Origin of the sequence: Paraflavitalea soli, from assembly GCF_003555545.1 — a bacterium.
In the GTDB taxonomy this organism is placed as follows: Bacteria; Bacteroidota; Bacteroidia; order Chitinophagales; family Chitinophagaceae; genus Paraflavitalea; species Paraflavitalea soli.
The window spans coordinates 5,197,303-5,221,693 of sequence record NZ_CP032157.1 but is presented as its reverse complement, the minus strand read 5'-3'; the positions used below and the strand labels follow the sequence as shown (position 1 = coordinate 5,221,693).

Annotated in this window: 18 protein-coding genes; 14 read left to right on the top strand and 4 right to left on the bottom strand. The window is 46.3% G+C overall.

The window, feature by feature from the left end:
- Nucleotides 1–51 precede the first annotated feature (51 nt).
- The 4 genes from nuoL to D3H65_RS19425 all read left to right on the top strand — a co-directional run bounded on the left by nuoL (nucleotide 52) and on the right by D3H65_RS19425 (nucleotide 6,218).
- Nucleotides 52–1,971 (top strand): NADH-quinone oxidoreductase subunit L, encoded by a 1,920-nt coding sequence (nuoL, locus tag D3H65_RS19440; RefSeq protein ID WP_119051902.1) that lies wholly within the window; start codon nucleotides 52–54, stop codon nucleotides 1,969–1,971.
- Nucleotides 1,972–1,998: 27 nt separating this feature from the next.
- Nucleotides 1,999–3,468 carry a complex I subunit 4 family protein gene (locus D3H65_RS19435; protein WP_119051901.1) on the top strand — a complete coding sequence of 490 codons (1,470 nt, stop codon included), beginning with the start codon at nucleotides 1,999–2,001 and terminating at the stop codon, nucleotides 3,466–3,468.
- Between the two features lie 21 nt (nucleotides 3,469–3,489).
- Nucleotides 3,490–4,869 carry an NADH-quinone oxidoreductase subunit N gene (locus tag D3H65_RS19430; RefSeq protein WP_119051900.1) on the top strand — a complete coding sequence of 460 codons (1,380 nt, stop codon included), beginning with the start codon at nucleotides 3,490–3,492 and terminating at the stop codon, nucleotides 4,867–4,869.
- A 71-nt stretch (nucleotides 4,870–4,940) separates the two neighbouring features.
- The gene (locus D3H65_RS19425; RefSeq protein WP_119051899.1) at nucleotides 4,941–6,218 is read left to right on the top strand and encodes an ABC transporter permease; all 1,278 of its coding nucleotides are present in this window, start codon (nucleotides 4,941–4,943) and stop codon (nucleotides 6,216–6,218) included.
- A 75-nt stretch (nucleotides 6,219–6,293) separates the two neighbouring features.
- Here the strand turns inward: D3H65_RS19425 and D3H65_RS19420 are convergent, their stop codons facing one another.
- Nucleotides 6,294–8,852, bottom strand: a complete 2,559-nt coding sequence (locus tag D3H65_RS19420) for a zinc-dependent metalloprotease (RefSeq protein ID WP_245999537.1) — start codon at nucleotides 8,850–8,852, stop codon at nucleotides 6,294–6,296.
- Nucleotides 8,853–9,324: 472 nt separating this feature from the next.
- On the opposite strand from D3H65_RS19420, the gene D3H65_RS19415 reads away from it, so the two are divergent.
- From D3H65_RS19415 to mnmE, 6 genes are all read left to right on the top strand, one after another.
- Nucleotides 9,325–10,185, top strand: coding sequence for a MotA/TolQ/ExbB proton channel family protein (locus tag D3H65_RS19415; RefSeq protein ID WP_119051897.1), 861 nt, complete (start codon nucleotides 9,325–9,327; stop codon nucleotides 10,183–10,185).
- 174 nt (nucleotides 10,186–10,359) lie between these two features.
- Nucleotides 10,360–11,028, top strand: a complete 669-nt coding sequence (locus D3H65_RS19410; protein WP_119051896.1) for an ExbD/TolR family protein — start codon at nucleotides 10,360–10,362, stop codon at nucleotides 11,026–11,028.
- A gap of 30 nt (nucleotides 11,029–11,058) precedes the next feature.
- On the top strand, nucleotides 11,059–11,586 hold the full coding sequence (locus tag D3H65_RS19405; protein WP_119051895.1) for an ExbD/TolR family protein: 528 nt from the start codon (nucleotides 11,059–11,061) through the stop codon (nucleotides 11,584–11,586).
- 68 nt (nucleotides 11,587–11,654) lie between these two features.
- Nucleotides 11,655–12,491, top strand: coding sequence for an energy transducer TonB (locus D3H65_RS19400; protein ID WP_119051894.1), 837 nt, complete (start codon nucleotides 11,655–11,657; stop codon nucleotides 12,489–12,491).
- Nucleotides 12,492–12,743: 252 nt separating this feature from the next.
- A complete protein-coding gene (locus tag D3H65_RS19395) occupies nucleotides 12,744–13,577 on the top strand; it encodes an energy transducer TonB (RefSeq protein WP_119051893.1) in 834 nt (277 codons plus the stop codon).
- A 124-nt stretch (nucleotides 13,578–13,701) separates the two neighbouring features.
- Nucleotides 13,702–15,084, top strand: coding sequence for a tRNA uridine-5-carboxymethylaminomethyl(34) synthesis GTPase MnmE (gene mnmE / locus D3H65_RS19390; RefSeq protein ID WP_119051892.1), 1,383 nt, complete (start codon nucleotides 13,702–13,704; stop codon nucleotides 15,082–15,084).
- A gap of 94 nt (nucleotides 15,085–15,178) precedes the next feature.
- On the opposite strand, the gene D3H65_RS19385 is transcribed toward mnmE, so the two are convergent.
- On the bottom strand, nucleotides 15,179–15,790 hold the full coding sequence (locus D3H65_RS19385) for a peptidylprolyl isomerase (protein ID WP_162915726.1): 612 nt from the start codon (nucleotides 15,788–15,790) through the stop codon (nucleotides 15,179–15,181).
- Nucleotides 15,791–16,122: 332 nt separating this feature from the next.
- On the opposite strand from D3H65_RS19385, the gene D3H65_RS19380 reads away from it, so the two are divergent.
- The 3 genes from D3H65_RS19380 (at nucleotide 16,123) to D3H65_RS19370 (ending at nucleotide 21,139) form a co-directional block, all read left to right on the top strand.
- Nucleotides 16,123–19,284, top strand: coding sequence for a TonB-dependent receptor (locus D3H65_RS19380; protein ID WP_119051890.1), 3,162 nt, complete (start codon nucleotides 16,123–16,125; stop codon nucleotides 19,282–19,284).
- Nucleotides 19,285–19,360: 76 nt separating this feature from the next.
- Nucleotides 19,361–20,272, top strand: coding sequence for a PLP-dependent cysteine synthase family protein (locus tag D3H65_RS19375; protein WP_119051889.1), 912 nt, complete (start codon nucleotides 19,361–19,363; stop codon nucleotides 20,270–20,272).
- Between the two features lie 39 nt (nucleotides 20,273–20,311).
- The gene (locus tag D3H65_RS19370; RefSeq protein ID WP_119051888.1) at nucleotides 20,312–21,139 is read left to right on the top strand and encodes an alpha/beta hydrolase; all 828 of its coding nucleotides are present in this window, start codon (nucleotides 20,312–20,314) and stop codon (nucleotides 21,137–21,139) included.
- Nucleotides 21,140–21,158: 19 nt separating this feature from the next.
- Here the strand turns inward: D3H65_RS19370 and D3H65_RS19365 are convergent, their stop codons facing one another.
- Nucleotides 21,159–22,142, bottom strand: a complete 984-nt coding sequence (locus D3H65_RS19365; RefSeq protein WP_119051887.1) for an ABC transporter ATP-binding protein — start codon at nucleotides 22,140–22,142, stop codon at nucleotides 21,159–21,161.
- A 94-nt stretch (nucleotides 22,143–22,236) separates the two neighbouring features.
- Between D3H65_RS19365 and D3H65_RS19360 the strand changes: the two genes are divergently transcribed.
- Nucleotides 22,237–23,241, top strand: a complete 1,005-nt coding sequence (locus D3H65_RS19360) for a hypothetical protein (protein ID WP_119051886.1) — start codon at nucleotides 22,237–22,239, stop codon at nucleotides 23,239–23,241.
- Between the two features lie 14 nt (nucleotides 23,242–23,255).
- On the opposite strand, the gene D3H65_RS19355 is transcribed toward D3H65_RS19360, so the two are convergent.
- On the bottom strand, nucleotides 23,256–24,335 hold the full coding sequence (locus D3H65_RS19355; RefSeq protein ID WP_119051885.1) for a Gfo/Idh/MocA family protein: 1,080 nt from the start codon (nucleotides 24,333–24,335) through the stop codon (nucleotides 23,256–23,258).
- Nucleotides 24,336–24,391: the final 56 nt, after the last annotated feature.

The following is a 24,391-nucleotide window of genomic DNA, read 5'->3' as shown; positions in this document are numbered from 1 at the left end:
AGTTGATGCACGGACCCTTTACCACAGGCTTCAGACTTCCAATTTGGCTTTATGAAGAATGTTTTACAATTAGTGTGGTTAATTCCCTTGCTTCCATTGATCGGCTTTTTGATCAATGGCCTGTTGCGTAAACAGCTTTCCAAATCGCTCACCAGCGTTATTGGCAGCGGCGTGATCCTGGGCTCTTTTGTAGTAAGCTTGCTTATCTTCCTGCAGGTAAAGCAAGGCCATACGGCTGTCGTAAACCTGTTTGATTTTATCAGTGTAGGTAAGTTATCCATTCCTTTCTCCTTCCAGGTAGACCAGCTGTCTTCTATTTTTCTGCTGATCATTACCGGTGTGGGTTTTCTGATACATGTATATTCTGCTGCTTACATGCACGAAGAAGAGGGACAGCACTATGCCCGTTATTTTGCTTACCTCAACCTGTTCGTGTTTTCCATGTTGCTGCTCGTACTGGGCTCCAACTATGTGATCATGTTCATCGGTTGGGAAGGTGTGGGACTTTGCTCTTATTTATTGATCGGTTACTGGTTCAAGAATACAGAATATACCAATGCTGCCAAGAAAGCCTTTGTGATGAACCGGATTGGTGACCTTGGCTTCCTGCTGGCCATCTTCTGGCTCGTTAATAAATTTGGTACCGTTACTTATAGTGGTGTATTTAGCCAGGTGGCTGCCGGTGCCGCAACCCTCGATGGCAGTGCTGCTATTGTAGGTATTACCTTGTTGCTGTTTGTTGGTGCTACCGGTAAAAGCGCTCAGATACCTTTATACACCTGGTTGCCGGATGCCATGGCAGGCCCTACTCCTGTATCGGCCCTCATCCACGCAGCTACGATGGTTACAGCTGGTATCTATATGATTGCCCGCAGTAACATCCTGTACACACTGGCTCCTTTCACGCAGGCTATTGTAGCAGTGATCGGATTAGCAACCGCCATATTTGCTGCATCCATTGCCTTAAAACAAAATGATATTAAGAAAGTACTGGCCTATTCTACAGTGAGCCAGTTGGGGTATATGTTCTTGGGTCTTGGAGTTGGTGCTTACACCGGCGCCGTATTCCACGTAATGACACACGCTTTTTTCAAAGCCTTGTTGTTCCTTGGTGCAGGTTCCGTGATCCATGCCATGCACCATGAGCAGGATATCCGCAAGATGGGCGGCCTCAGAAAATACCTGCCCATTACCCATATTACTTTCCTGCTGGGATGTATAGCCATTGCAGGTATTCCTCCTTTCTCCGGCTTCTTCTCCAAAGATGAAATACTGGCTGCCGCTTACGGCGCAAATAAAGTATACTGGATCGTAGGTGTGATCACCGCAGGTATGACCGCCTTTTATATGTTCCGCCTGTATGCCACTACTTTCTTAGGGCAGTTCCGTGGTGGCGAGCAGCTGCATGGACATCATCCCCATGAAAGCCCGGCAGCCATGACCATTCCCCTGATCGTACTGGCTATTCTGAGCGTTATCGGAGGATGGATAGGTATTCCGGAGGTGTTGATGCCTAATGCACACTCCCTGGAGCATTTCCTGGATCCCATCTTTGCCGAATCAGCCAAACATGCACATGCACACCACCTGGACCATAATACCGAATACATGCTCATGGGTGTTTCTGTGGGTATTGCCGTGATCGCTATTTTCTATGCCCTTGGCCGCTACAGCAAGCGCCCTGAGCTGGGAGAGCCTACAGGCTTTGGAAAAGTATTGGCCAACAAATGGTATGTAGACGAACTGTACAATTTCATCATTGTAAAGCCCCTCAACTGGTTGGGCAAGCTCCTGAATAACTTCGTAGAAAAAGATGTGCTCGATTGGACCGTGAATGGAGTGGGACGATTGATCGGCTACAGCAGCCGACAGGTGCGCCTCTTACAGAGTGGCCAGGTAGGCAGCTATGTATTGCTGATGGTACTGGGCATACTCGCCTTTTTTGTGATACAGTTTTTTGTGAAGAAATAACTTGAATACGAAACTTAGAAATCTGAAATGATACCTGTTTTACTAATCGTTATCCCGTTGCTGAGTGGTTTGGCGGCTTTCTTCCTTAAAGGGGAGAAAGGGGTGAAGACCTGGGCCTTGTTATCCACGGTGATCACGCTGGCTGTTTCCCTGCTTGGCCTTACGGTCTTGAATAAAGCCGCGAACCTGCATACCGAAGTAGAATGGTTACCCTTGCTGGGCAGTAAGTTTTCAGTAGGGCTCGATGGCATGGGCCAGGTACTTTGCCTGCTCACTGCTGTTGCCTTCCCCATGATCTTTGTGGCTACCTGGAATTCCAGTTATAAGAATGCCCATAATTTCTATGCCTTTATGTTGCTGTCGCAGGCAGGCCTGATGGGCGTATTCCTGGCTTATGACGCCTTGTTGTTCTACTTCTTCTGGGAACTGGCGCTGATACCCGCTTACTTCCTTTGTTCACAATGGGGTGGTGAAAAACGGATCGCTGTTACTTTCAAATTCTTCATTTATACATTCATTGGATCCCTGTTGATGCTGGTAGGTATCATTTACCTCTACCTGCATACACCTGATCAATCCTTTGCACTGGAGTCTTTCTATAAGGCAGTACTTACTTCCAAAGAACAGGGCTGGATCTTCTGGCTGTTCTTTATTGCGTTTGCCATTAAGATGCCCGTATTTCCTTTCCACACCTGGCAGCCCGATACTTACGAACAATCGCCCACGGCCGTGACCATGGTGCTGAGCGGCGTAATGGTGAAAATGGGTCTGTTTGGTGTATTGCGCTGGCTGGCGCCCGTATTGCCGATGGCCACCTGGCTCAATGGTGATACAGTTGCCCTCCTGTGCGTGATCGGAATGATCTATGCTTCCCTGATTGCTATGCAGCAGGATGATCTGAAGCGCCTGATCGCCTACTCCTCTATCGCCCACATGGGATTGATGTGTATGGCTATTTTCGTAACCTCCGATCAGGGATTGCAAGGCGTGATGATCCAAATGTTTAACCACGGCATCAACATCATCGGCATGTGGATCGTGGTAGAACTGATAGAGCGCCAGATGCATACCCGTAAGATATCTGAATTGGGCGGGTTGGCACAGAAAGCGCCGGGCCTGGCCATCATGCTGGTGGTAGTAGCCCTGGCCAATGTTGCCCTTCCCCTGACCAATGCATTCATTGGTGAGTTCCTGTTATTCAGTGGCGTATTTAACTCCACCGTTTCTAAAGTAGGTTATGTGTTTGCAGCAGCAGGCGGGGTTACCATCATCCTCTCTGCCGTGTATACCTTGAACATGATACAACGGGTGTTTTTTGGTAATACCAATACCCTTACCGGCGCTATGCGGGATATAAAGTTCAACGAACGGTTTGTATTGGGAGTACTCGTCATCGTCATCCTGGTGATCGGTGTATACCCCAGACCATTCCTGGAACTTACACAGGGTAGTGTAGATACTATTTTATCAAGAATGATAATTAAACATCCATCATAAGCGAAAGCATAGATTTTAGTTATGAATGCAATTGTAATATCGGCTATCTGGGGTGTAGTGATGATGTTCAGCGGAATATTCAGCAAGAATAATACTGTGATCCGCGGCACGGCACTGACCGGGCTTGCTTTACTGATCCTGGTTAATATACTGGAGATGAATGGAGTCCTCCTGTTCAAGGTGAACCTCCATGGCATGCTCTACTTCGATAGCTTTAATCTGCTTTTTAACACCATCGCTTTTGGTTCTACGTTCCTGTACGCTATCTTGTCGGGCCGCGATATGGAAAAAGTAGGCCGTAGCGTGTCTGATTATTTTGCACTGATCTTCTTTATCCTTTGTGGTGTTGCCATTTCTTCTTCCTTCAACACTTTGCTGATGTTGTTCCTGGGTATCGAGATCATGTCTATTCCCTTGTATATTCTTACCGGCACTGATAAACGGAACCTGAAAAGTAATGAGGCATCTCTGAAGTACTTCCTGATGGGCTCTTTTTCTACGGGTCTTATGTTGATGGGTATCACCCTGATCTATGGTGCCAAAGGCAGCTTCAACCTCGAAACGATCAGCCTGGGCACCGGTGCATTGACTCCCATGGTGAGTGCCGGTCTCTTACTGTTGTTATTCTCCATGTCATTTAAAGTATCTGCAGCGCCCTTCCATTTCTGGACGCCCGATGTATATGATGGCGCACCTACCGTGTTCACCTCATTCATGGCTACCATTATTAAGTCCGCTGCCTTTATCGCCTTCCTCCGCCTGTTTGATGATGCTTTCGGTGAAATGCATCCTCACTGGCAGCTGGTGGTGTCGATTGTTACCGCAGCAACCCTGCTGATCGGAAATATTACAGCCGTATTCCAGCAAAGTGTTAAGCGCATGCTGGCCTACTCCAGCATTGCCCAGGCAGGCTTCATGATGTTTGCCCTGGTAGCCCTCAATAACCTCGGCCGGCAGGGACTGATCTTCTATACGGCGGCTTACAGCGTGGCCACCATCGGCGTATTTGCTGTGCTGATCAAAATGAAGGACTATACCTTTGAAGGCTTTAACGGCTTGGCCAAACGTCAGCCTGTACTGGCTGCTACCACCGCCATCTTTTTGCTGTCCCTGGCCGGTATTCCCGGTACTGCGGGCTTTATGGCTAAGTTCTACATGCTGGCTGCCGCGGTGAGCAATGGCCATGTGATGTGGTTGGTGATCGTAGGGGTGCTGTGTGCCGCCATTAGTGTATACTATTACTTCCGCGTTATACAGGCCATGTATTTTAAAGAAGGCGATGCCCAGGAAATGGAAGTATCGTCGATTTTCAAGGCGCTTTTGGTCATTATGGCTGCCATTGTGGTGCTATTGGGCCTTTTCCCCCAATGGCTGTTGGACAAGCTTAACTACTTCTTTTAATGTGAATACCATTTAACCAATGGTACCCCGCTGTTCAGTAATATTTCTTACTTTAGTGAGACATATATTATATGACATTCCGGGATACCTTCTCCTTAGCTTTCAGAACTGTGCGCGGTAACAGGTTGCGTACGGGTATTACAGTAGCTATTATTGCGCTGGGTATTACCGCGCTAATAGGTATCAATACCGCCATTGCAGCCATCCAGCAAAAGTTCCTGGAGAGCTTTTCCTCCATGGGCGCCACCGGTTTTACCATCCGGTTCCGGGAGCCACGTAATTTCTTCGGGGGTGGCTCACAACTCAAAAAAGAACAAAAGGGCAAGAAAAGAGAAAAGAAGTCCAACCAGGGCAAGCCCATTACCAAGTTACAGGCAGAATCTTTTAAGGCCGCCTTCCAGTTTCCTTCGCAGGTGAGTATGAACATGTTTGGCAGCCGGAACGCGATTGTATCCGCTGATGGCAAAAAGACCAATCCCAATGTATGGGTCATGGGCGGTGATGAGAATTACACCGACCTCAATGGATTCACCATTTCCTATGGACGCAACCTCAATGCCCTGGATGTCCAGTCTGGCCGGAATGTTTGCCTGATAGGTAGGGATGTGGCCAAAAAGTTTTTCGGTGATAATATAGAAGCACCCGTAGGTAAGACCATCAAGATCAATAATATTCCCTTTCTCATTGTAGGTTCCCTTGCATCCAAGGGCTCCACCCTGGGCCGGAGTCTCGACAATGCCGTGATCACTTCCTATTCCAATGTGCGCAGTTATTTTAACTCCAATGCCAATGCTTCTTTTTCCATTCAGGTAAAAGTGCCCGATATCAAACTGATGGATGGTGCTATTGGCGAAGCTACCGGTATCTTCAGACCTATACGCCGGCTTAATGTTTCAGAAGAAGACAATTTTGTAATTGATAAAAGCGACAGTATTGTTGAGATGCTGATGCGCAACCTGAGCTTTATTACCATCGCCGCCGTATTGATAGGTGTCATTACCCTCGCAGGCGCCGCCATCGGCCTTATGAACATCATGCTCGTGGCTGTTACCGAGCGTACGAAAGAGATCGGCCTGGTAAAAGCCATTGGCGGTAAGCGTGGGAATATACAAACACAGTTTCTGCTGGAGTCTATTATAATCAGTTTATTGGGAGCTGTTATTGGTATTGTGTTGGGTATTATTGTAGGTAATATCGCCGGCCTGTTGCTTTCTACCAGCTTTGTAATCCCCTGGAACTGGGTGGTGGCTGGTGTGGTGATCTGCTCTCTGGTGGGGCTGGGCGCAGGCCTGTATCCTGCTATTAAAGCTTCCAGGCTCAACCCGATTGAAGCTTTACGCTACGAATAACCTCATTTTAATCAATAAAAAAGGGTGGGCTGCTTTCATAGCAACCCACCCTTTTTTTATTCCTGATCCAGGTACTTATTTAGGATCGAGTATTTTACCGATACGATCATTCAGATCCTGCAGGTGATACCGGCTCATTTTATCTGTATAGGCAGGTACTGCAGCAGCAATTTCTGCTTTCAGTGAGCGAAGTATTCCTTTGGCTACTGACACGATATCCGATTTCTTAGGGTCAGTTACCGGACCGAAAGAAATAATGATACCGCCAAAGCTACCACCGCCGGCTGCAGGAGCAGGGGCAATAATAGCACCCAGCCGTTCAACATAAGACTTCTGCAGGTTACGGCGGAAGTTATCGATCGGCTTGCGGGTTGCCAGTTCACCCCAGATGCCTTTCTTCAGGTCTTCCATGAACTCGTCGAGACGATAAGCTGACGCATCACGGTTGGCAGAAGAAATAAGACGTTGCATACGGCTGGTGCTCAGCAAAGTGCCCAACCATCCGTCCTGTAGCGTGCTCACGCGGTCGCTGGTAGGAGCAGAGATCTTATCCAGGATATTCTTATCCAGCAGCCAGGTAGGTGTTTCGAAGTAATTCTTCTGGATAAAGGCCATGGCCTCTTTCTGCAGGGCTTTAGGCACCACAGTATAAACATCACCAGCCTGTTCCGTAGTTTTAGCATCTGTATAAACACCGCCCACATAAGTAGCGGCATGGCCCAGGTAACGGCTGAATTGACCGATCAATTCATTGTATACTTCATTCAGGTTCTCATAATTTTCACCCTTCTCGTTGAGCCAACTTGGTAATTTAGGTAATATCCATTTCAGGTTCTTGATGCCATATTCATTGGCTTTCATGTTGTTATCGCCCAGAGACTCTGTTTGAGCACGGGGATCGATACCATTCTGATGAATGAAACGAAGACGGGGATTGTTGTAGTTGTTCTTTGCCCATTCATTAAGAACAGCCTTTTCGCCCTCTTCATCTTTATCGAGGATGGGTCTGTAACCCCATTCAATGGAAAACAGGTCATATTCTCCGATACGGGGGTAGAGACCTGCAGGGCCGATCTTGTCTTCTGGTTGGGCTACATAGTTGAAACGGGCATAGTCCATAATGGAAGCTGTGTGACCATTGGCTTCCACCCAGGCTTTGTCACGCAGTTTCTCAACAGGTGTACCTGCAGATGAACCCATATTATGCGGTAATCCGAGCGTATGGCCTACTTCATGAGAAGAAACGAAACGGATCAGTTGCCCCATTAACTCGTCGTCAAACTCAGCTTTACGGGCACGGGGATCGCTGGGTGATGCCTGGATCAGGTACCAGTCACGCAGCAGGCGCATTACATTGTGGTACCAGTTGATATGCGATTCCAGGATCTCACCACTGCGGGGATCATGTACGTGAGGACCGCTGGCATTGGGAATATCAGAAGGTTTGTAGACCATAGCCGAGAAACGGGCATCTTCCAGGCTCCAGGTGCTGTCTTCCGCTTTGGTAGGTGCTACCTTAGCCATGATGGCATTCTTAAAGCCAGCTTTTTCGAAGGCTTTCTGCCAGTCATTTACACCCTGAATAAGGTAGGGAACCCATTTTGCCGGGGTAGCGGGGTCAATATAATAGATGATAGGCTTTTGAGGCTCTACCAGTTCTCCGCGCTTGAATTTCTCCAGATCGGCCGGTTTTGGCTCCAATTTCCAGCGGGTGATCATGCTGATGTCTTTAACACCCTGTGGATCTGCATCAAAATCTGTGTATTCCGTGGTAAAATAAGCAACTCTGTCATCATAGTATCTGGGGCGCATGGGAACCTTGGGCAGCAGTACGATGGAGGTGTTAAGTTCAAAAGTGGCATTTCCCGTAGGTCCGGATGGCATTAAGCCAGGGATAGGGGAGGGCGCGGCCATTTTGCTATAGGTCTTAACCGTTTTGATCTCCGTATTGATAGGATAAGACTTTATATCAACGATATAAGACTTATCGGGTTGTAAGCCGCCTACGCGGAGAGCGGTTTTAAAGAAGGGGGCGAAAAAGAAGATATCGTTATCGCCGGAGATATAATCTGTAAAATCTATCACAGAACCGGTGCTGTCCTTTGAGAAAGCTTTAACATCAAAAGCGGCACTAATGGGCTGAATATTGGAATTCTGTACAGATTTATACATCGGTTTCGTAGAATCCTTTGCATAAACCGAGAAAGAGATATTACGGAGGAAGATCTTGTTGTTGGGGCCTTTTTCAAAGCGGATCACGTTCTCGTTGATCTCATCACCTGCATATCCGAAGAAACCGGAACGGGTATCGGCAGGTGCTTTGGAAATGCGGTTTACAACCAGTACATCCCTGCCCAGGAGGGAGTCGCCCACTTCAAAATACCATTTGTCCTCTACTTTATGAACGGTAAAGAGCCCTTGACGGCTGAGGGCTTTATCGGTTATGATTTCTTTGTAGGGCTTAGGGCCTGGCTTGGGGGGAACAGGGGGTGTAAGCGCTGTACGGGGTTTAGTGGTGTCGGTCGCAGAAGGCGTCGTAACCGGTCTTCTGTTTTGAGCAGAAACGGACGTAACCAAAGTTCCGGCAACCACCATCAGAAAAATAGATCTTCTCAGACTGGGGGTTTTCTCCATGTTAAATGTTATTTATGGAATGAAGATAAGGAAAAGGGTTTCAAAGGATAGGAGAGGAAAGTACCACTGGTCATATATGCGGTGTTTGGGTAGGTTTCCGGATGCCTGATACCCGTATACAGTTAAGGCTGATTGATAGGTTCCAAACCTCCCTTCGGGCGGGTAGGCTTTTTGATTTGTATTGAAGATAACCGGTAGCAAAAAGGTTTGTGCAGGCAGATTAGCAAAGCATTAAAAAGCACTCTGAATGAATGTTTTGTTTTTAAATTAATTCTACATTCGCGACGGTTTTATTCAATCAAAACGCCTATTTTTAGCGTTCCCGTTTAGGAAATTCCTTATCTTGTGAACCCTGTCAAAAATTTTTATTGATCAAAATCGCCTGTGGAAAAGCATTTTTCCTTAGCATTGTGAGCTAATTTTTAAACTACAGATAGACTAATTTTTTTCAAACACTAAAAAAAACACAATCATGGCTGAAACAAAACCAACTGCGCCCGCCGCGAAGAGTAGTACATCTGTTCAACCAAAAAAAAGTAGCAATGCTATTTCATGGGTAGCACCAGTAGTATGTATTCTTGCAGGTTATTTGATCTGGAGGTTCGGTCTGGGCGCTGCAGGTAATTTTACACAACCCGATGCAAGTGGTGGTTTCTGGCCACACCATAAGGGTCCTAAAGGAGGATTGATCAAGATGTATGAGGGAGGTATCATTGTACCTTTATTGATCGCCACATTCCTCACGGCTTTCACCTTCATCATCGAACGTTTACTGACCATCAGCAAAGCTTCCGGTACCGGAAATATCGCTGAGTTTATTCGCAAAGTGCAATATCACCTCGCTAATAAAAATGTGGATCAGGCTATCTCTGAGTGCGACAAGCAAAAGGGTAGTGTAGGCAATGTAATGAAAGCTGGTCTGCGCAAGTACAAAGAAATGATCTCTAACACTGAACTGGATACAGAACAAAAAGTACTGTCTATTCAGAAAGAAGTGGAAGAAGCTACAGCTTTGGAATTGCCTATGCTGGAAAAAAACCTGGTGTTCCTGTCTACTATCGCCTCCGTAGCTACCCTGTTGGGTCTGTTGGGTACGGTATTGGGTATGATCACTTCATTCTCTGCGCTTGGTGAAGAAGGTGGTGGTGCAGCAGCAGCAGAACTGTCCCGCGGTATCTCTGAAGCCCTGTACAACACGGCATTGGGTATCGGTACATCTGCATTTGCCATTATCTTCTACAACATCTTTACCACTAAGATCGATGGTATCACTTACGGTATTGATGAGTCTGGCTTTACTTTAACGCAAAGCTTTGCTTCACTGTACAAATAGTGAAGGAAAAGACCAGTTTATCCGTCATGGCCAGGTTTTGGTGAATTGCCTGGTTAAGGTTTAAAAGGCAAAGCCGGCAAGGCTGCGACAGGTAAATATGGAAATTGGCAGGGTCTGCATCTCATTGTGGTGATGCGCGCTCAAATCATTGTTAGAAAACTGAAATTTTAAAACATGCCAAAAGTTAAAGTACCGCGGAAAAGTACTTCTGTAGACATGACGGCGATGTGCGACGTGGCCTTCCTGTTGCTGTCGTTCTTCATCCTCACCACCAAGTTCAAAGCCCCGGACCAGCTGCAGGTGACTACACCTAAGTCTGTGTCTACCAAGGCTGTAGAAGCTAAGAATGTGGTGCTGGTTACTATGGATAAAGAAGGAAAGGTATATTTTTCGGTTGCGGATGAAAATCCTGATGAAAAGGCAGAAGTGATTGACCTGGTTGACCAGTCAAAAGCCCTGTCCCTGACTGCCCAGGAAAAGGCAGCTTTCAGGCGCACCGGAGCCTTTATAGGCGTACCATTTTCGAAGTTAAAATCGTACCTTGGATTAACCCCCGACCAGGCCAAGAACTACAAAGCTGAAGGTATCCCTGTCGATAGCGCCAACAATGAAATGGTGGAATGGGTAAGGGCAGCAGCTACAGCTTTTCAGGGTAAGAAAATGACCCTGCTGGTTAAGGGTGATAACGACGCTAAATATCCTTCTTTCAAAGGTGTTATTGACGCCCTGAAAAAGAACGAGATATTTAAGTTTTCCATGATCACTGATCCCGAAGGCGTTCCTCCTGGTACAGAATTGTACAAGAAGAACCAGGCCTCCGGTGGTAAGGCGACAGATGAGTAAACCTAGTTTTAATTATTAAAAATTTGCGATATGGCAGAAATGGATACCTCGTCGGGTGGGGGACATAAAAAAGGGCCTGGTGTAAAGAAAGGGAAAAAGCTTTCTACCCGCGTTGACTTAACGCCGATGGTGGATTTGGGATTCCTGCTCATCACGTTCTTTATCTTCACCACTACGATGAGTCAGCCAACAGCTATGCGGCTGTTTTTGCCCAAGGATACAGAAAAACCTGAAGATCAAAATAAGGTAAAAGCCTCTGGCGCTTTGACCCTTATTCTGGCCAAGGACAATTCCATCTTCTATTATGAAGGTGAACTGGCTCCTGATGGCGGCAACTTCAAAAACACCGGTTTTAAGGAAATCAGGGATATCATCATCAACAAGAAAAAATCCACTAATCCGGAAGATTTCGTGGTGGTGATCAAGCCAACTCCTGATGCTACCTACAAAAACACGGTGGATATTTTGGATGAAATGACCATCAATGAGGTAAAACGCTATGCCTTGGTTGATATTTTTGACGTTGAACTTCAATTAGTTAAGGCTTCCGGGAAGTAATCGTTAAAATTATTGCCGGCAGGCATATGGAATCTTAGTTGCAATGCATCTTATAACAAAGCACATGTATGGAAATCAATAAAATATTAAGCGCTGATGTCCTTGATATTATCTTCGAAGGAAGAAATAAGGAATATGGTGCTTATCAACTGCGCAAAACTTACAATAAGCGGCTGATGACGGCCCTTATCGTAACAGCGGCTATCATCGTGCTGTCGTTTGGCGGTTATATTTTATCTAACCTGTTCAACACAGACGGCGAGAAAAAAGACATGGTGGTGCAGGACGTGCAGCTGGAGGAGATCAAACAAGAAGAAAAGAAGGAAGAACCCCCTCCACCGCCTCCCCCAAAACCACCAGAACCACCTAAAGTGGAAATGGCTAAATTCACCCCTCCCAAGATCGTAAAAGATGAAGAGGTGAAGGAAGAAGAAAAACCACCAGAAGTTGAAAAACTGGAGGAAACCAAGATCGGTACTGTAAACCAGGAAGGTGTGAAAGATGAAGGTATCGTAGCTCCTCCTGTTGAAGATGCCGGTAAAGGTGTGGTAGAAGCTCCCAAGAAAGTAGAAGAAGACTGGGATAAGACGTTTACCAAAGTAGAAATCGAATCTGAATACCCGGGCGGTTCTGCGGCCTGGCAGCGTTACCTCAACAAAACGCTGCGTTACCCGCAGGATGCTATCGACAACGAAATTCAAGGTACTGTAGTGATCCAGTTCATTGTGGACAAAGAAGGTAATGTGAGTGATGTTGAAGCGATCAGCGGTCCCGAAGAATTACGTTCCGAAGCGGTACGGGTAATCAAGAAGAGTGGTAAATGGACACCCGCCGTTCAAAACGGTCGTCAGGTGAAATCTTACAAAAAGCAGCCCATCGTATTCCGTCTGGAAACAGAAGGTTAATACCGTCCTCAAATAATTACAAGATCCCCTCCGGTTTCGGAGGGGATTTTTTTATGCTTGTATGTGAACGGCAATACTCCTTCGGCTCAATCCTATAAATGAATTCACAAATAGTAACAGATATGAACAGTTGTTGCGATAGTCATGCACAGGCGACGGTGATGCATCACATCGCATAATGCATAAGACTCACAAAAAAATAAAGATCTGTGGAAACCATTTTATATGGCATCTCAATTAAAAATTATTGCCATGGAGATTTCAAACATCCTATCTGCCGACATCCTCGATATCATCTTCGAGGGGCGGAATAAATCTTACGGCGCTTACGAACTACGTAAGTCATACAAACGCCGTTTATTACTATCCATTACTGTTATGTTGTCTGTCCTGCTCTTACTGCTTGGCGGCTATCTATTTGCCAATGGTAATGACAAAGAGCAAATCGCCAAAGAGATCATCATTCCCGACAATGAGCTAAAGCTCATAGATCAGGAAGAAAAAGTGGAGCCACCACCACCACTCAAGCAACCTCCCCCTCAACAGGTGGAAACCAAACAATTCACCCAGATGAAAATTGTCCCGGATGAACAAGTGAAGCCTGAGGAGAAACCACCTGCCGTAGCTGACCTGGAGGATGTAAAGATCGGAACAGCCAATTTAGATGGTGTAAAAGATGAAGGTGTTACAGCGCCTCCCAACGATGATGCCGGTAAAGGAGTGACGGAGATTATTAAAAAGAAAGATGATACTGATTATGGTGGCCTCTTTACCAAGGTGGAAATTGAATCCAAATATCCTGGTGGTCCACCGGCCTGGGCAAGGTTCCTCAATAAGAACCTGGCCAACAATTATCCTCAGGATGCCATTGACAATGAAATACAAGGAAAGGTAGAGATCATGTTCATTGTAGACACATTGGGCAATGTAAGTAACGTAGAAGCCGTTGCCGGCCCCAAAGAGCTATGGGATGCTGCTATTAGAGTGATCAAAAAGAGTGGCACCTGGGAGCCCGCCATCCAAAATGGCCGCCGTGTGAAATCATACAAGCGCCAGCCAATTGTCTTCAAACTGGGTGACGATTAGTAGTTTTGGACAGTCGTTATATAAACAGCCGGTCAATTTGACCGGCTGTTGTGTTTCAGGTAAGGTATGTTACTTTTGTGCTGCTTTTGGATATGGATGGACATATTCCTTAAATGAATACAATATGGCAGCAAAGCTTTTGGGATGGGACGATACGATTGTGGCCCTGGCCACACCGCCGGGTATTGGCGCTATTGGGGTGATCAGGATCAGCGGAAGCCGGTCGTTTGAGATCATCAACCAGCTATTCCCTTCCAAAGACCTGCTGCAGCAAGCTTCCCATACCCTGCATGTAGGTTACCTGAAAGAAGGGCCAAAAGTGTTGGATGAGGTGGTTGTGTCCCTGTTCAAAGGTCCACGTTCCTATACCGGGGAGGATGTGATTGAAATATCCTGTCATGGCTCTCCCTATGTCCAGCAACAGGTGATCCAAGCCTGCGTGCACCTGGGCGCCCGGCTGGCCAAACCAGGGGAATTTACCCAGCGTGCTTTTTTGCAGGGCAAGCTGGACCTTACCCAGGCAGAAGCCGTGGCCGACCTGATTGCCAGTAATACCGAAGCATCGCGCAAAGCCGCCCTGCACAATATTCGGGGTGGGTTTTCGGAAGTACTAAAGCAATTGCGAGATCAGCTATTGTCATTCTCAGCCCTGATAGAGCTGGAACTGGACTTTTCCCAAGAGGATGTAGAGTTTGCCGACCGTACCAGGTTTTATGCCCTCATCCGGGAAGCCCGGGAGGCTGTAGAACGCCTGCTGCATTCCTTTAAGCTGGGCAATGTGATCAAAAATGGGGTGCAGGTAGCCATTGTAGGAAAACCCAATGCAGGGAAGTCCACTTTGCTAAACGCCCTCCTCAATGAGAACCGCGCCATTGTAAGCGATATTGCCGGCACCACCCGCGATACCATTGAAGAGATATTAAACATAGATGGCATCCTGTTCAGGCTGGTAGATACTGCTGGTATACGCGAACACACCAGTGATATCATAGAGAGTATTGGTGTGGAAAGAAGCCTGGCCAAAATGAAGCAGGCCGATGTAGTGATCTATTTGTTTGATGTGAACAGCACCACTATACCCGAACTGGAAGCCGTAAAACATGACCTTGACCGTCAGCAGATCAAATACCTGTTGGTAGGCAATAAAAGCGACCTGGCCAATGACCTTATCCGGAATTCCTTCGATGCCCGGGCTACTATCTTGTTTATTGCTGCCAAAGAAAATGAGCATGTGGAAGTACTCAAAGAGCGCCTGGTAGATATGGTGCTGCAGGGTAAGTTCCAAACCGAGGATACCGTTGTCACCAATGCCCGTCATTACCATGCGCTGCAGGAAGTTCTAAAATCACTACAGGATATTCATGCAGGTCTTGATAACAATATTCCCGGTGATCTGCTGGCGCTGGACATACGTAGGTGCCTGCATTACCTGGGCGAGATCACTGGTGAGATCACTACCGAAGATCAGTTGGATTATATCTTTAGTAAGTTCTGTATCGGAAAGTAAAAACGGAGCCTGTACAAATAGATGGATAGACTACTGCTTAAGAAAAAGGCATCTCCCGTTCAGAAGATGCCTGATAATTTATAACTGGCAACACTTATCTTCCATTGGCCCGCAACACCACAATATCTTTCTTCACCGCGTCATCATAAGTCTTCTTAACGATGTAGTGCCAGCCTTTCTCCGATACATCCACAAAGAAGATCGCTCCTTTAGCATTCTTGGCCACTGCATCCTGAAGTTCTTTGGGGAACATCAGCTCACCAAAAAACCAATCTGTATCACCTTTGGTAGTATTACCATCCATCGTATATTCATCAGACAACTTATCAAATGAAACGCCGGAATTAGCCTTTTGAACAATTACCTTTTTCAGGCTATCTACCTGTGAAGGGGTTAAGGATCCTCCATCCAGGAAAATATACTGCGCCCGGTATTGTACCGATTCGGTTGCTTCAACCACTTTATAAGTAACATATCCCACAGAAAATACATCCCCTTTCTTTTGACGCAATAAACGCTTTTCAATCAGGGAAGAATCTCTACCAGCTGATAACTTAAGGATGGTAGGCTTCAACTCAGGATGCGCATCGATGTATTTTTGCGCCTGATCAAGCGTTGTGATCTTCTGAAAATCCTCGTACACCGTTTTTTGGGCAAACACCGGCACAGCAAAGAGCATTAATAAAACCCAAAGGCCATTTTTCATGATTAATAGTTTTTTTTCCATTGTCCAGAATAACTGATTCCCCCGCTTTTTGTTCAGACAAGGGCCGTACATTTTGAAGATACTGTTTTTTCGTAATATTCCCACCAATCCGGCACGTCCCTATTATGCAACAAAATGTTAATTACGAGGTAAGTATCAACGAATTATTTGATCCAGTTCCTAAGACAGAATTTTTTCGGCAGGCGTTGTATGCCGGGTTGAAATATGTCAGAAAAGAAGGCAGTCCCGCTTCACAATTTCTTCATATCCACTGCTCCTAATTTAATATTAAGGAAATACTTCACTGGTAGTTTTGTCACAAATACGGGAAAATGCCAAAACAACTACTATTTGTATGTACATTAGTGCTATGCTTCATTGTAGGTACTGGGACTGTCCACGCTCAAACTACCCAAGCCTCTTTCATCGGTAAGATTACCGATACCGAGAATAATCCACTGGCCAAAGCCAGTGTTATCGTGAAAAATGAATCCACAGGTTTTACAGCTACCACAGCTACCAATGCCAAAGGAGATTATGTATTCAAAGAGCTTCCTTTAGGAGGTCCTTATTATGTACAGGTCACCTTTGTAGGCTTTGCAGAGCAAAAAAGGCCGGGATTCAACCTTAGCCAGGGTGACGTGGTCACCGTGAATTTTGCACTGCAGAATACCGCCAAAGAAATCACAGCTGTGACTGTTACTGCTACCAACAATCGCACAAAAGGAAAGATCGAAAACCTGGGCGCCGCTACCGCCGTTTCTTCCAGATTAATGACCCGGATGCCCATCAACGGAAGAAACTTTTCCAGCCTGATGGATCTTTCTCCCTTGAGCAGGGGTAGCAATATCTCTGGTCAGCTAGGCTCTTCCACCAACTTTACCATTGATGGTATGAATGCCAAGAACCCCACTTCAGCAGGAGCCACTACCAGCCGGAGCGGCGCTCCCTATAGCATATCCATTGAGGCAGTGCGGGAATTTAAAGTGGTGACCAATCAATACGATGTAACCTATGGCCGCAGTGGCGGTGGTACCGTGAGTGCAGTTACCAAATCAGGTACTAATACCCTCACTGGTTCCGTATTTGGTTATGGCCGGGCCGATTGGCTCGCCAGCCCATACGATATCCGGGGCAACAAAAGAAGCAACGACTATTCTACCTATCAATACGGTTTTTCACTGGGTGGACCGATCATTAAAGACAAGCTGCATTTCTTTTTAGCCTGGGATCACCAACAGGATTTGCGCTCCCTGGTGATCGCCGATATCCAAACTCCTGTGGATGAGAACAGGTTCAATATAACCAAGGTAATGCTTGATTCTGTGGTGAAAATAGCAAGAGACAAATATGGTGTTTCCAAAACCCAGCCCCAGTATGGATCATTCGATAAAAAGCGTAATTCAGATGCCGCCTTCATGCGTCTGGACTGGCAGATCAACAGGAAGAATTTATTGACCATCCGTAACAACCTTACCAACGATGTCAACAAGTTGGGTCTGGTAGATAATACCGCCATCAATTTATACGAATCTACCGGTAATGATTTCAACTTCGATAATAGCTTCCTGGCTACCCTCCGTTCATCGATCAATTCAAAATTGACCAACGAACTGAAGGTGCAGCATCTGTACACTTCCCAAAGGAGTGAACCAGGCGACGCCTTGCCAGGCGCCAATATTCCAAGAGCTATTGTTGAGCGGGTGTTATCTAATATTGGAGGCGCCAATCGTACTACCAATGTGCAAATAGGCGGTCACCGTTTTGCGCAGGAATGGTTTAAGAACAATGTATTCCAACTGGTCAATAACCTGTATTATAATACCGATGCGATCAGGTATACTTTTGGGGCAGACTTCATGTACACACATTCCCGTTCTAAATACGGTAGTGAAGTAAATGGTCGTTTCCATTACGACAGTATCCAGAACTTCCTTGCCAATAAGCCCTACCGTTATTTCAGGGAAGTGCCCTTAATGGAAGATCCAAGTGTGACCTCAAATATTTTCAACATCGGCTTATACGGTCAATTGCAAACCAAACTGGCCAAAGGTGTAGAGGTAACACTCGGACTCCGTATGGATTATGCCCATTATCCTACTTCTCCTTTCAATCAACTGGTCTATGACGAACTGGGACTTCATACTGACAACAAACTGCAATCCTTTATTGTGCAGCCCCGCTTTCAGTTGACCTGGGATGTAGAGGAAAAACATACCGATTATGTCCGGATAGGTGGTGGAGTATTTGCGTCTGACCTCAATAACTATATGGTCATCAACAACCTCACCTTCGATGGTAAGCACCTGGGTACGGTTGATGTGAGAAGCCCGAATATACCTGTGCCCGATTTTATCGGCTATCGCAATAATCCAGCCTCAACACCTACATTGGCGGCTTTTCAGGTACCTACCATCAATACCAATGGACCGGATGTTAAGGTTCCTGTTGTATACAAGGCAAATATCTCTTACACCCGCTTCATTACCGAGAAGTTGAAAGTGGGCGTAACAGGTTACATGACACTAGGCAGGAATAACTACCTGTATGTTGACCGGAACATGTCTAAAACACCTTATTTCAAATTGACCGCCGAAGACAACCGGGGTGTATTTGTTCCATTGGAATCGATGCCCGCCAGTGGTGCAGGTGATTGGCAGCAGGGTCGTATCAGTAATAAATTGGGAAGGGCATTGGAACTGAACAGTGATGGAAAGGTAAACCAGTTTGCGGTAGTAGCAGATGTATCCTGGCAGTACTTTAGGGATGGTGAAGTCTCTTTAAGTTATACCTGGAATGATGCGAAAGACAATATCTCCTTCAACGGTAACGTGGCCAACTCCTCTACTTTATCCCTGCCGGTGAAAGATGACCCGAGAGGTGTAAGCAAGATGACTTATTCTGATAACCAATTCCGTCATAAGATAGTATTCTATGCTACTTCTCCCACCTTCTGGGGCATCAGTGCAGGCATTCGTTATTCAGGAATTGGTGGCACCCGGTACAGCCTGCTTTCTGGTGTGAACAGCAACGCCGATTTCGTAGCAGGACAAAATGACCTGGCCTATATTTTTGATATTAAAGGAGCTGGGACCTCAGCTGATGTGGCCAAAGGATTACAGGCCATTTTGGATAATCCGGCTGCCAGCCAAAGCATTAAAGATTATATCACCAAATATTCCGGTAAGATCGCTGAAAGGAATGGTGGTGTCAATGGTTTCTATGGCATCTTCGATCTTCGTGTAAGCAAGAAAATAGCCTTGACAAAGAACAAGCAACATGGTATTGAAATTTCTGCCGATATCTTCAACGTGGCCAACCTCCTCAAAAAAGGGGAAGGAGCTTACAAGACACTCGGCACACAGGCATTGTTCAACAGCAAAGGATTTGACAAAGCCAATCAGCGCTTTAATTACGGTGTAAACACCGCAGGTGTTGTAACGCCTTCCGGCGATCCCTACCAGATCCAGATAGGATTCCGATATAGTTTCTAAAGAATACGTATTTTTAGTATAGGGTGTATCAAAATATGATACACCCTTTTTTATTGACTGCTAAACCAGATTAACCATGAAAGCAATAGGAAATACGCCCCTGATCAAATTAGAACGGCTGTCTGAACCAGGCTGTGCCGACATCTACGTTAAATATGAAGGTGCCAACCCCACCGGCAGCATGAAAGATCGTATGGCCCTTTCAATGATTGAAGGCGCTGAACAAAGAGGCGAGCTCAAACCCGGCGGAAGGGTGGTGGAATATACAGGAGGAAGCACGGGCGGTTCTTTGGCCATGGTATGTGCCAGCAAAGGATACCAGGCCCACTTTGTATCGTCCAACGCTTTTTCTGAAGAAAAGCTGCAGACCATGCGGGCATTTGGGGCCCACCTGGAACTGATTACCAGTGAAGATGGTAAAATAACTGCCAAACTTATCGATATGATGGTCGCAAGGGCCCGGGAATTAAGCAAGGCACCCAACACCTTCTGGTGCAACCAGTTTAATAACGTGGACAACAGGAACGCCTACCATGCTATGGCGAAAGAGATCATGGCTACTCTTGATAATCAGATTGATGAATTTATAACAGGTGTGGGTACCGGGGGAAGTTTTTCCGGTAATGCAGAAGTATTCAAAACAGCCCTACCTCATTGCCGGTGTATTGCTATTGAGCCATTCAATGTCCGGGCACTTTCCGGTGGCAGTATATCAGGATCGCATAGGCTGGAAGGCATCGGAAGCGGGTTTGTGCCCGCCATCTGCCGGCTGGACCTGGCTGATGAAATAATGCAGGTAACAGACGAGGATGCAATTGATACTGCCAGGAAACTGGCCAGACAGGAAGGTATATTCGGCGGCACCACTTCAGGAGCCAATGTATGGGCAGCCATCCAAAGGGCCCGGATCATCGGGCCTGGAAAAAAGATCGTTACCCTGATTGTTGATTCAGGATTAAAATACCTCAATGGTAATTTGTATCGATAAAGACAGTTGTAATGATGGGTATTTCCTACCTTTCCGGCTATGAAAAAGTTGATCCTCCTCCTTTTGATGACAGGCATCCTCTATGCGCAGGCCCAGCAAGCTTATGTTACAGAAAAGGATATTCGTTACTATGCCGATTCCGTCAATAAAAGAGATACCTATATAGGTTCACAATGCACATTGGATATCTACTACCCCAAAGGCGCCACTAACTATGCTACCATTGTTTGGTTTCATGGAGGTGGCTTTACCGGTGGCAATAAGTCGATACCCAAAGCATTAATGGATAAAGGGTATGCCATTGTATCCGTAGAGTACCGCTTCTCGCCGAAAGCCCCGGCGCCTGCTTATATAGAAGATGCAGCGGCAGCCGTAGCCTGGGTGTTTCAGCACATTGGTCATTATGGTGGCAGCACGGGTCTGATCTTTTTATCCGGCCATTCTGCCGGAGGCTACCTCGACATGATGATCACACTGGATAAGAAGTATTTAAAGAAATACAATATTGATGCGAACAGCATTGCGGGCATCATTCCTTTTAGCGGGCAGGCGATCACCCACTTCACAGTCCGTAAAGAACAAGGTATTAAAGATACCCAGCCAACTATTGATCAATATGCACCACTTTACCATGTAAGGGCCGATGCGCCACCCATGTTACTGATCACCGGCGACCGAGAAATGGAGTTGTTAGGCAGGTATGAAGAAAATGCTTACTTAAACCGCATGATGAAGTTGGCCGGGAATAAAGATACCAGGCTCTATGAATTGGATGGTTTTGGCCATGGCAATATGCCTGAAGGTGCATTCCCCTTGCTGTTGAATGAAGTAGCAGCCCTCATAAAGAAAAAGGACGGGAAGAAATAGCTGTAGTTAACTGACCTGCTTAGATAGACCAGCTAATGTCACCGGGGAAATGGAGATATACCGTATCCCCTTTGCTAAGCGTTGGGCTTGGTATTCTCACCGTTATTTTATTTTTTCCTGCTTGTACAACAGCCTCATAATAACTGCCGTAGAAAAGTATCTCTTTTACGGTAGTTTCCAGGCCTTCTCCTGCTTTCGTTGAAAGCGATATATCTTCCGGACGAAGGAAAACTTTCTTATTATGCTTGACAGATGTAGTTGTGCCAGCCGATAATTTGGTTACTGATTGGCTCAATAGGTTGTACGTCCCAAAAAGGCCGGCAACGTATTCATTGATGGGTTGCTGGTATATTTGTTGGGGCGACCCCTGTTGAATAACCTGCCCATCTTTCATGACCAGAATTTGATCGGCCCAGGAGAGTATATCCAGAGGATCATGGGAAATCATGATGCAGGTGATCTTTAGTCTGGCGCCTATATCCCGGATAATGGATTTGAGCAGCTTCTTATGCACCATATCCGTATTGGAAAAAGGCTCATCGAGCAACAAGAGCCTGGGTGAGGTGATGAGTAATTTGGCCAGGGCAATCCGTTGCTTTTCTCCACCGGATAACTGGTTTGTCCTTCTTTTAAGCAGGTGGTTGATCTGGCATACTTCATACAAATGGGCAGCTGCTTCATCCGATAAGAGATTGGCATATTCCAGTACCTGCTCCACCCGCAAGTTATTTGGCAATTCAAAATGCTGCGACAGATAAACAATGCCAGGTTGCCCGGGTATCAGCTTATCAGCAGGGCCTAGTATCTTTTTCCCCTCAAACAATACCTCGCCTGCATCCGATTCTACCAGGCCGGCGATGATCTTCAATAAAGTGCTTTTGCCTGAGCCTGTTTCTCCGGCAATGGCTATCTTTTGCAATTTCTCCTGGTTGAAATGGATATTTTTAAGCTCAAAGCCTCTTTCGTCTTTTTTAGCAATGCCGGATACTGTTAATAGGTGCATGTCGGGAAAGGGGCATTTACCCCGGGACGTCAAAAGTAAGCATTAGACAACAATTCGATTTTATCCCTATTTTTATCTAATAAACCACCCAGGTATGTCAGTAAAATCCATTTTCCCTAGGTTCTTCGTGCTTAATGTTACCCTATTTTCCCTGCTTGTACTGATCAGTTGTCAAAAAGATAAATCATTTGAGTCTGGCAACGGTGGCGGAGCAGGATCTGGCGGTACTTCCGTTTTTACCCTGGTGCCTACCGGGGGTAATTGTTCTGATGCCATGACAACAGGCACGTTTGTAGTCGGTACCGCCGTAGCGGCCACTGATTTTGTAATAGTAACCGTGGATGTAAGTAAGGCCGGAACCTGGAGTTACAATACAGGGACAGTGAATGGCCTGTCATTTAGCGGATCGGGCACTTTTGCTGCCACCGGCAATCAGGTCATTACCTTGCAGGCCACTGGTACACCAACCACAGCAGAAAATACAACTTTCCCCTTGAATATTGGCGGTGTTACCTGCAACTTCGTAATTGTTGTAAATCCTGTTGGCGGTAATCCGGCCCCGGGCGATCCTTATTATAAGGCGACTATTGCTGGTGTCAATTATATGGAGACAGTAACCGCTACCAATGATTATGAAGCTGGTTTTAGCCTCGCTGGAGTAGATGATGTCATTATTGGCGCTGGCATTAACTATTCAGGAACTACCCTTCCTGCCGGGTATACTACGTTTGGCGTTGAAACAGGAATAAAGCATGGCTATTATAACGCTACCGATGCGCAGTTCAAAGCTTTTTTCACAGTAGGCACACAGCCTTTTGCGGCTCCTGCTCCTATAGACAGGCCCTTTGATAACGGGGATGGTTTCGTCATTTACTGGACCGACAAGCAAGGGAATAACTGGAGCTCATCCCATCCTACCTTGGGCCAGCCGGCTGGCAGCAGTTTTAAAGTAGTGAGCGTGGATGATGGAACCGATCTCGCCGGCACTTATTACGTAAAAGTAAAAATGCAGTTCAATTGCACCCTCTATAAAGTAGGTGGTACTGAAACTGTTACCCTTACAAATGGTGAAATGTTGGGCTTCTTCGGTAAGATCTGATTAAGCAGAGCGTTTTACCGTAGTATAACTTTCTTTCCTGTCCGGGCCGATTCTTTTGCGGCTTCCAGGATTTTTACCACTATAAGATTATTGGGCAATGCATAAAGCCCATCCGGTGTTACCTGTATTTTTCCCTGTACCACAGCTGCCAGGTATTTAAAAGGGTCTTCATATACCGCAATGTCATCTGCAGTCACCCGTCGATTGGTTACCGTATTGCCTTGCCTTAGCACCAGCGTTTTGCTGTCGGGTGCAAAAATGTATCCCCTCTCGCCATATACTTCCATGTCTTTACGGTTATAAGGCCAGTTCCAGGAAGCCTGGATAATGCATTGTGCATCCGGATAATCTACAATGATCGTAGCGTCATCATCTACTTTGGGATAGATCAGTGGTTTGTATTGACGCGTAACAGCCGTTACTGCTATGGGTTGCTGCCCCTTCATAAGGTGGGTCATCAGGTTGGCGCCATAGCAGCCAAAGTCAACCAGCGCGCCACCGCCATTCAATACAGGGTCTGTAAGCCAGGCCAGGAACTCCGGACTGCAGCCTATTTCTTTGGGCCCCTGATGTCCGTCATGGATAACTGCCTTGCGGATCTGCCCCGTATAATTGCTGTCCAATGCCAGTTGAAAGGTTTTCGCTACCGAAGGATACCAGCTCGTTTCATAATTGGTGAGCAGGTAGATATGGTATTTCCGTGCCAGGGAATCCATCTTGCGGGCATGTGCCACACTTACTGCCAGGGGTTTCTCTACCATCACATGTATGCCCCGGGGTGCACAGGCCTCTACTACTTCCAGGTGACTATAGATAGAACCAAATGCCAGTACTGCCTGCGGCTTTACGGCATCCAGCATCTTACCAAGGTCCGGATAGATGATGGAAGGCGAGAAACCATACTTTTTGGCATAGCGGTTGGCCAGCGCAGTATCTTTATCATACACGCCTGCCAGTTGTATGCTCTCTTTGTCTTTATAGTTAAGTATCCAGGTAGAATGCCCGTGGGCTATACCGGCTACAGCTACTCTTAATGTTTGTGCAAAGGTGGAAAGACTGCAGCTTATGAACAGTAAAAGGATGAGTGTTCGCATACCTAAATATAGGCGTTTTTTGCAGCACAAAGCCGCCTGTTAGATTTGATAACAGA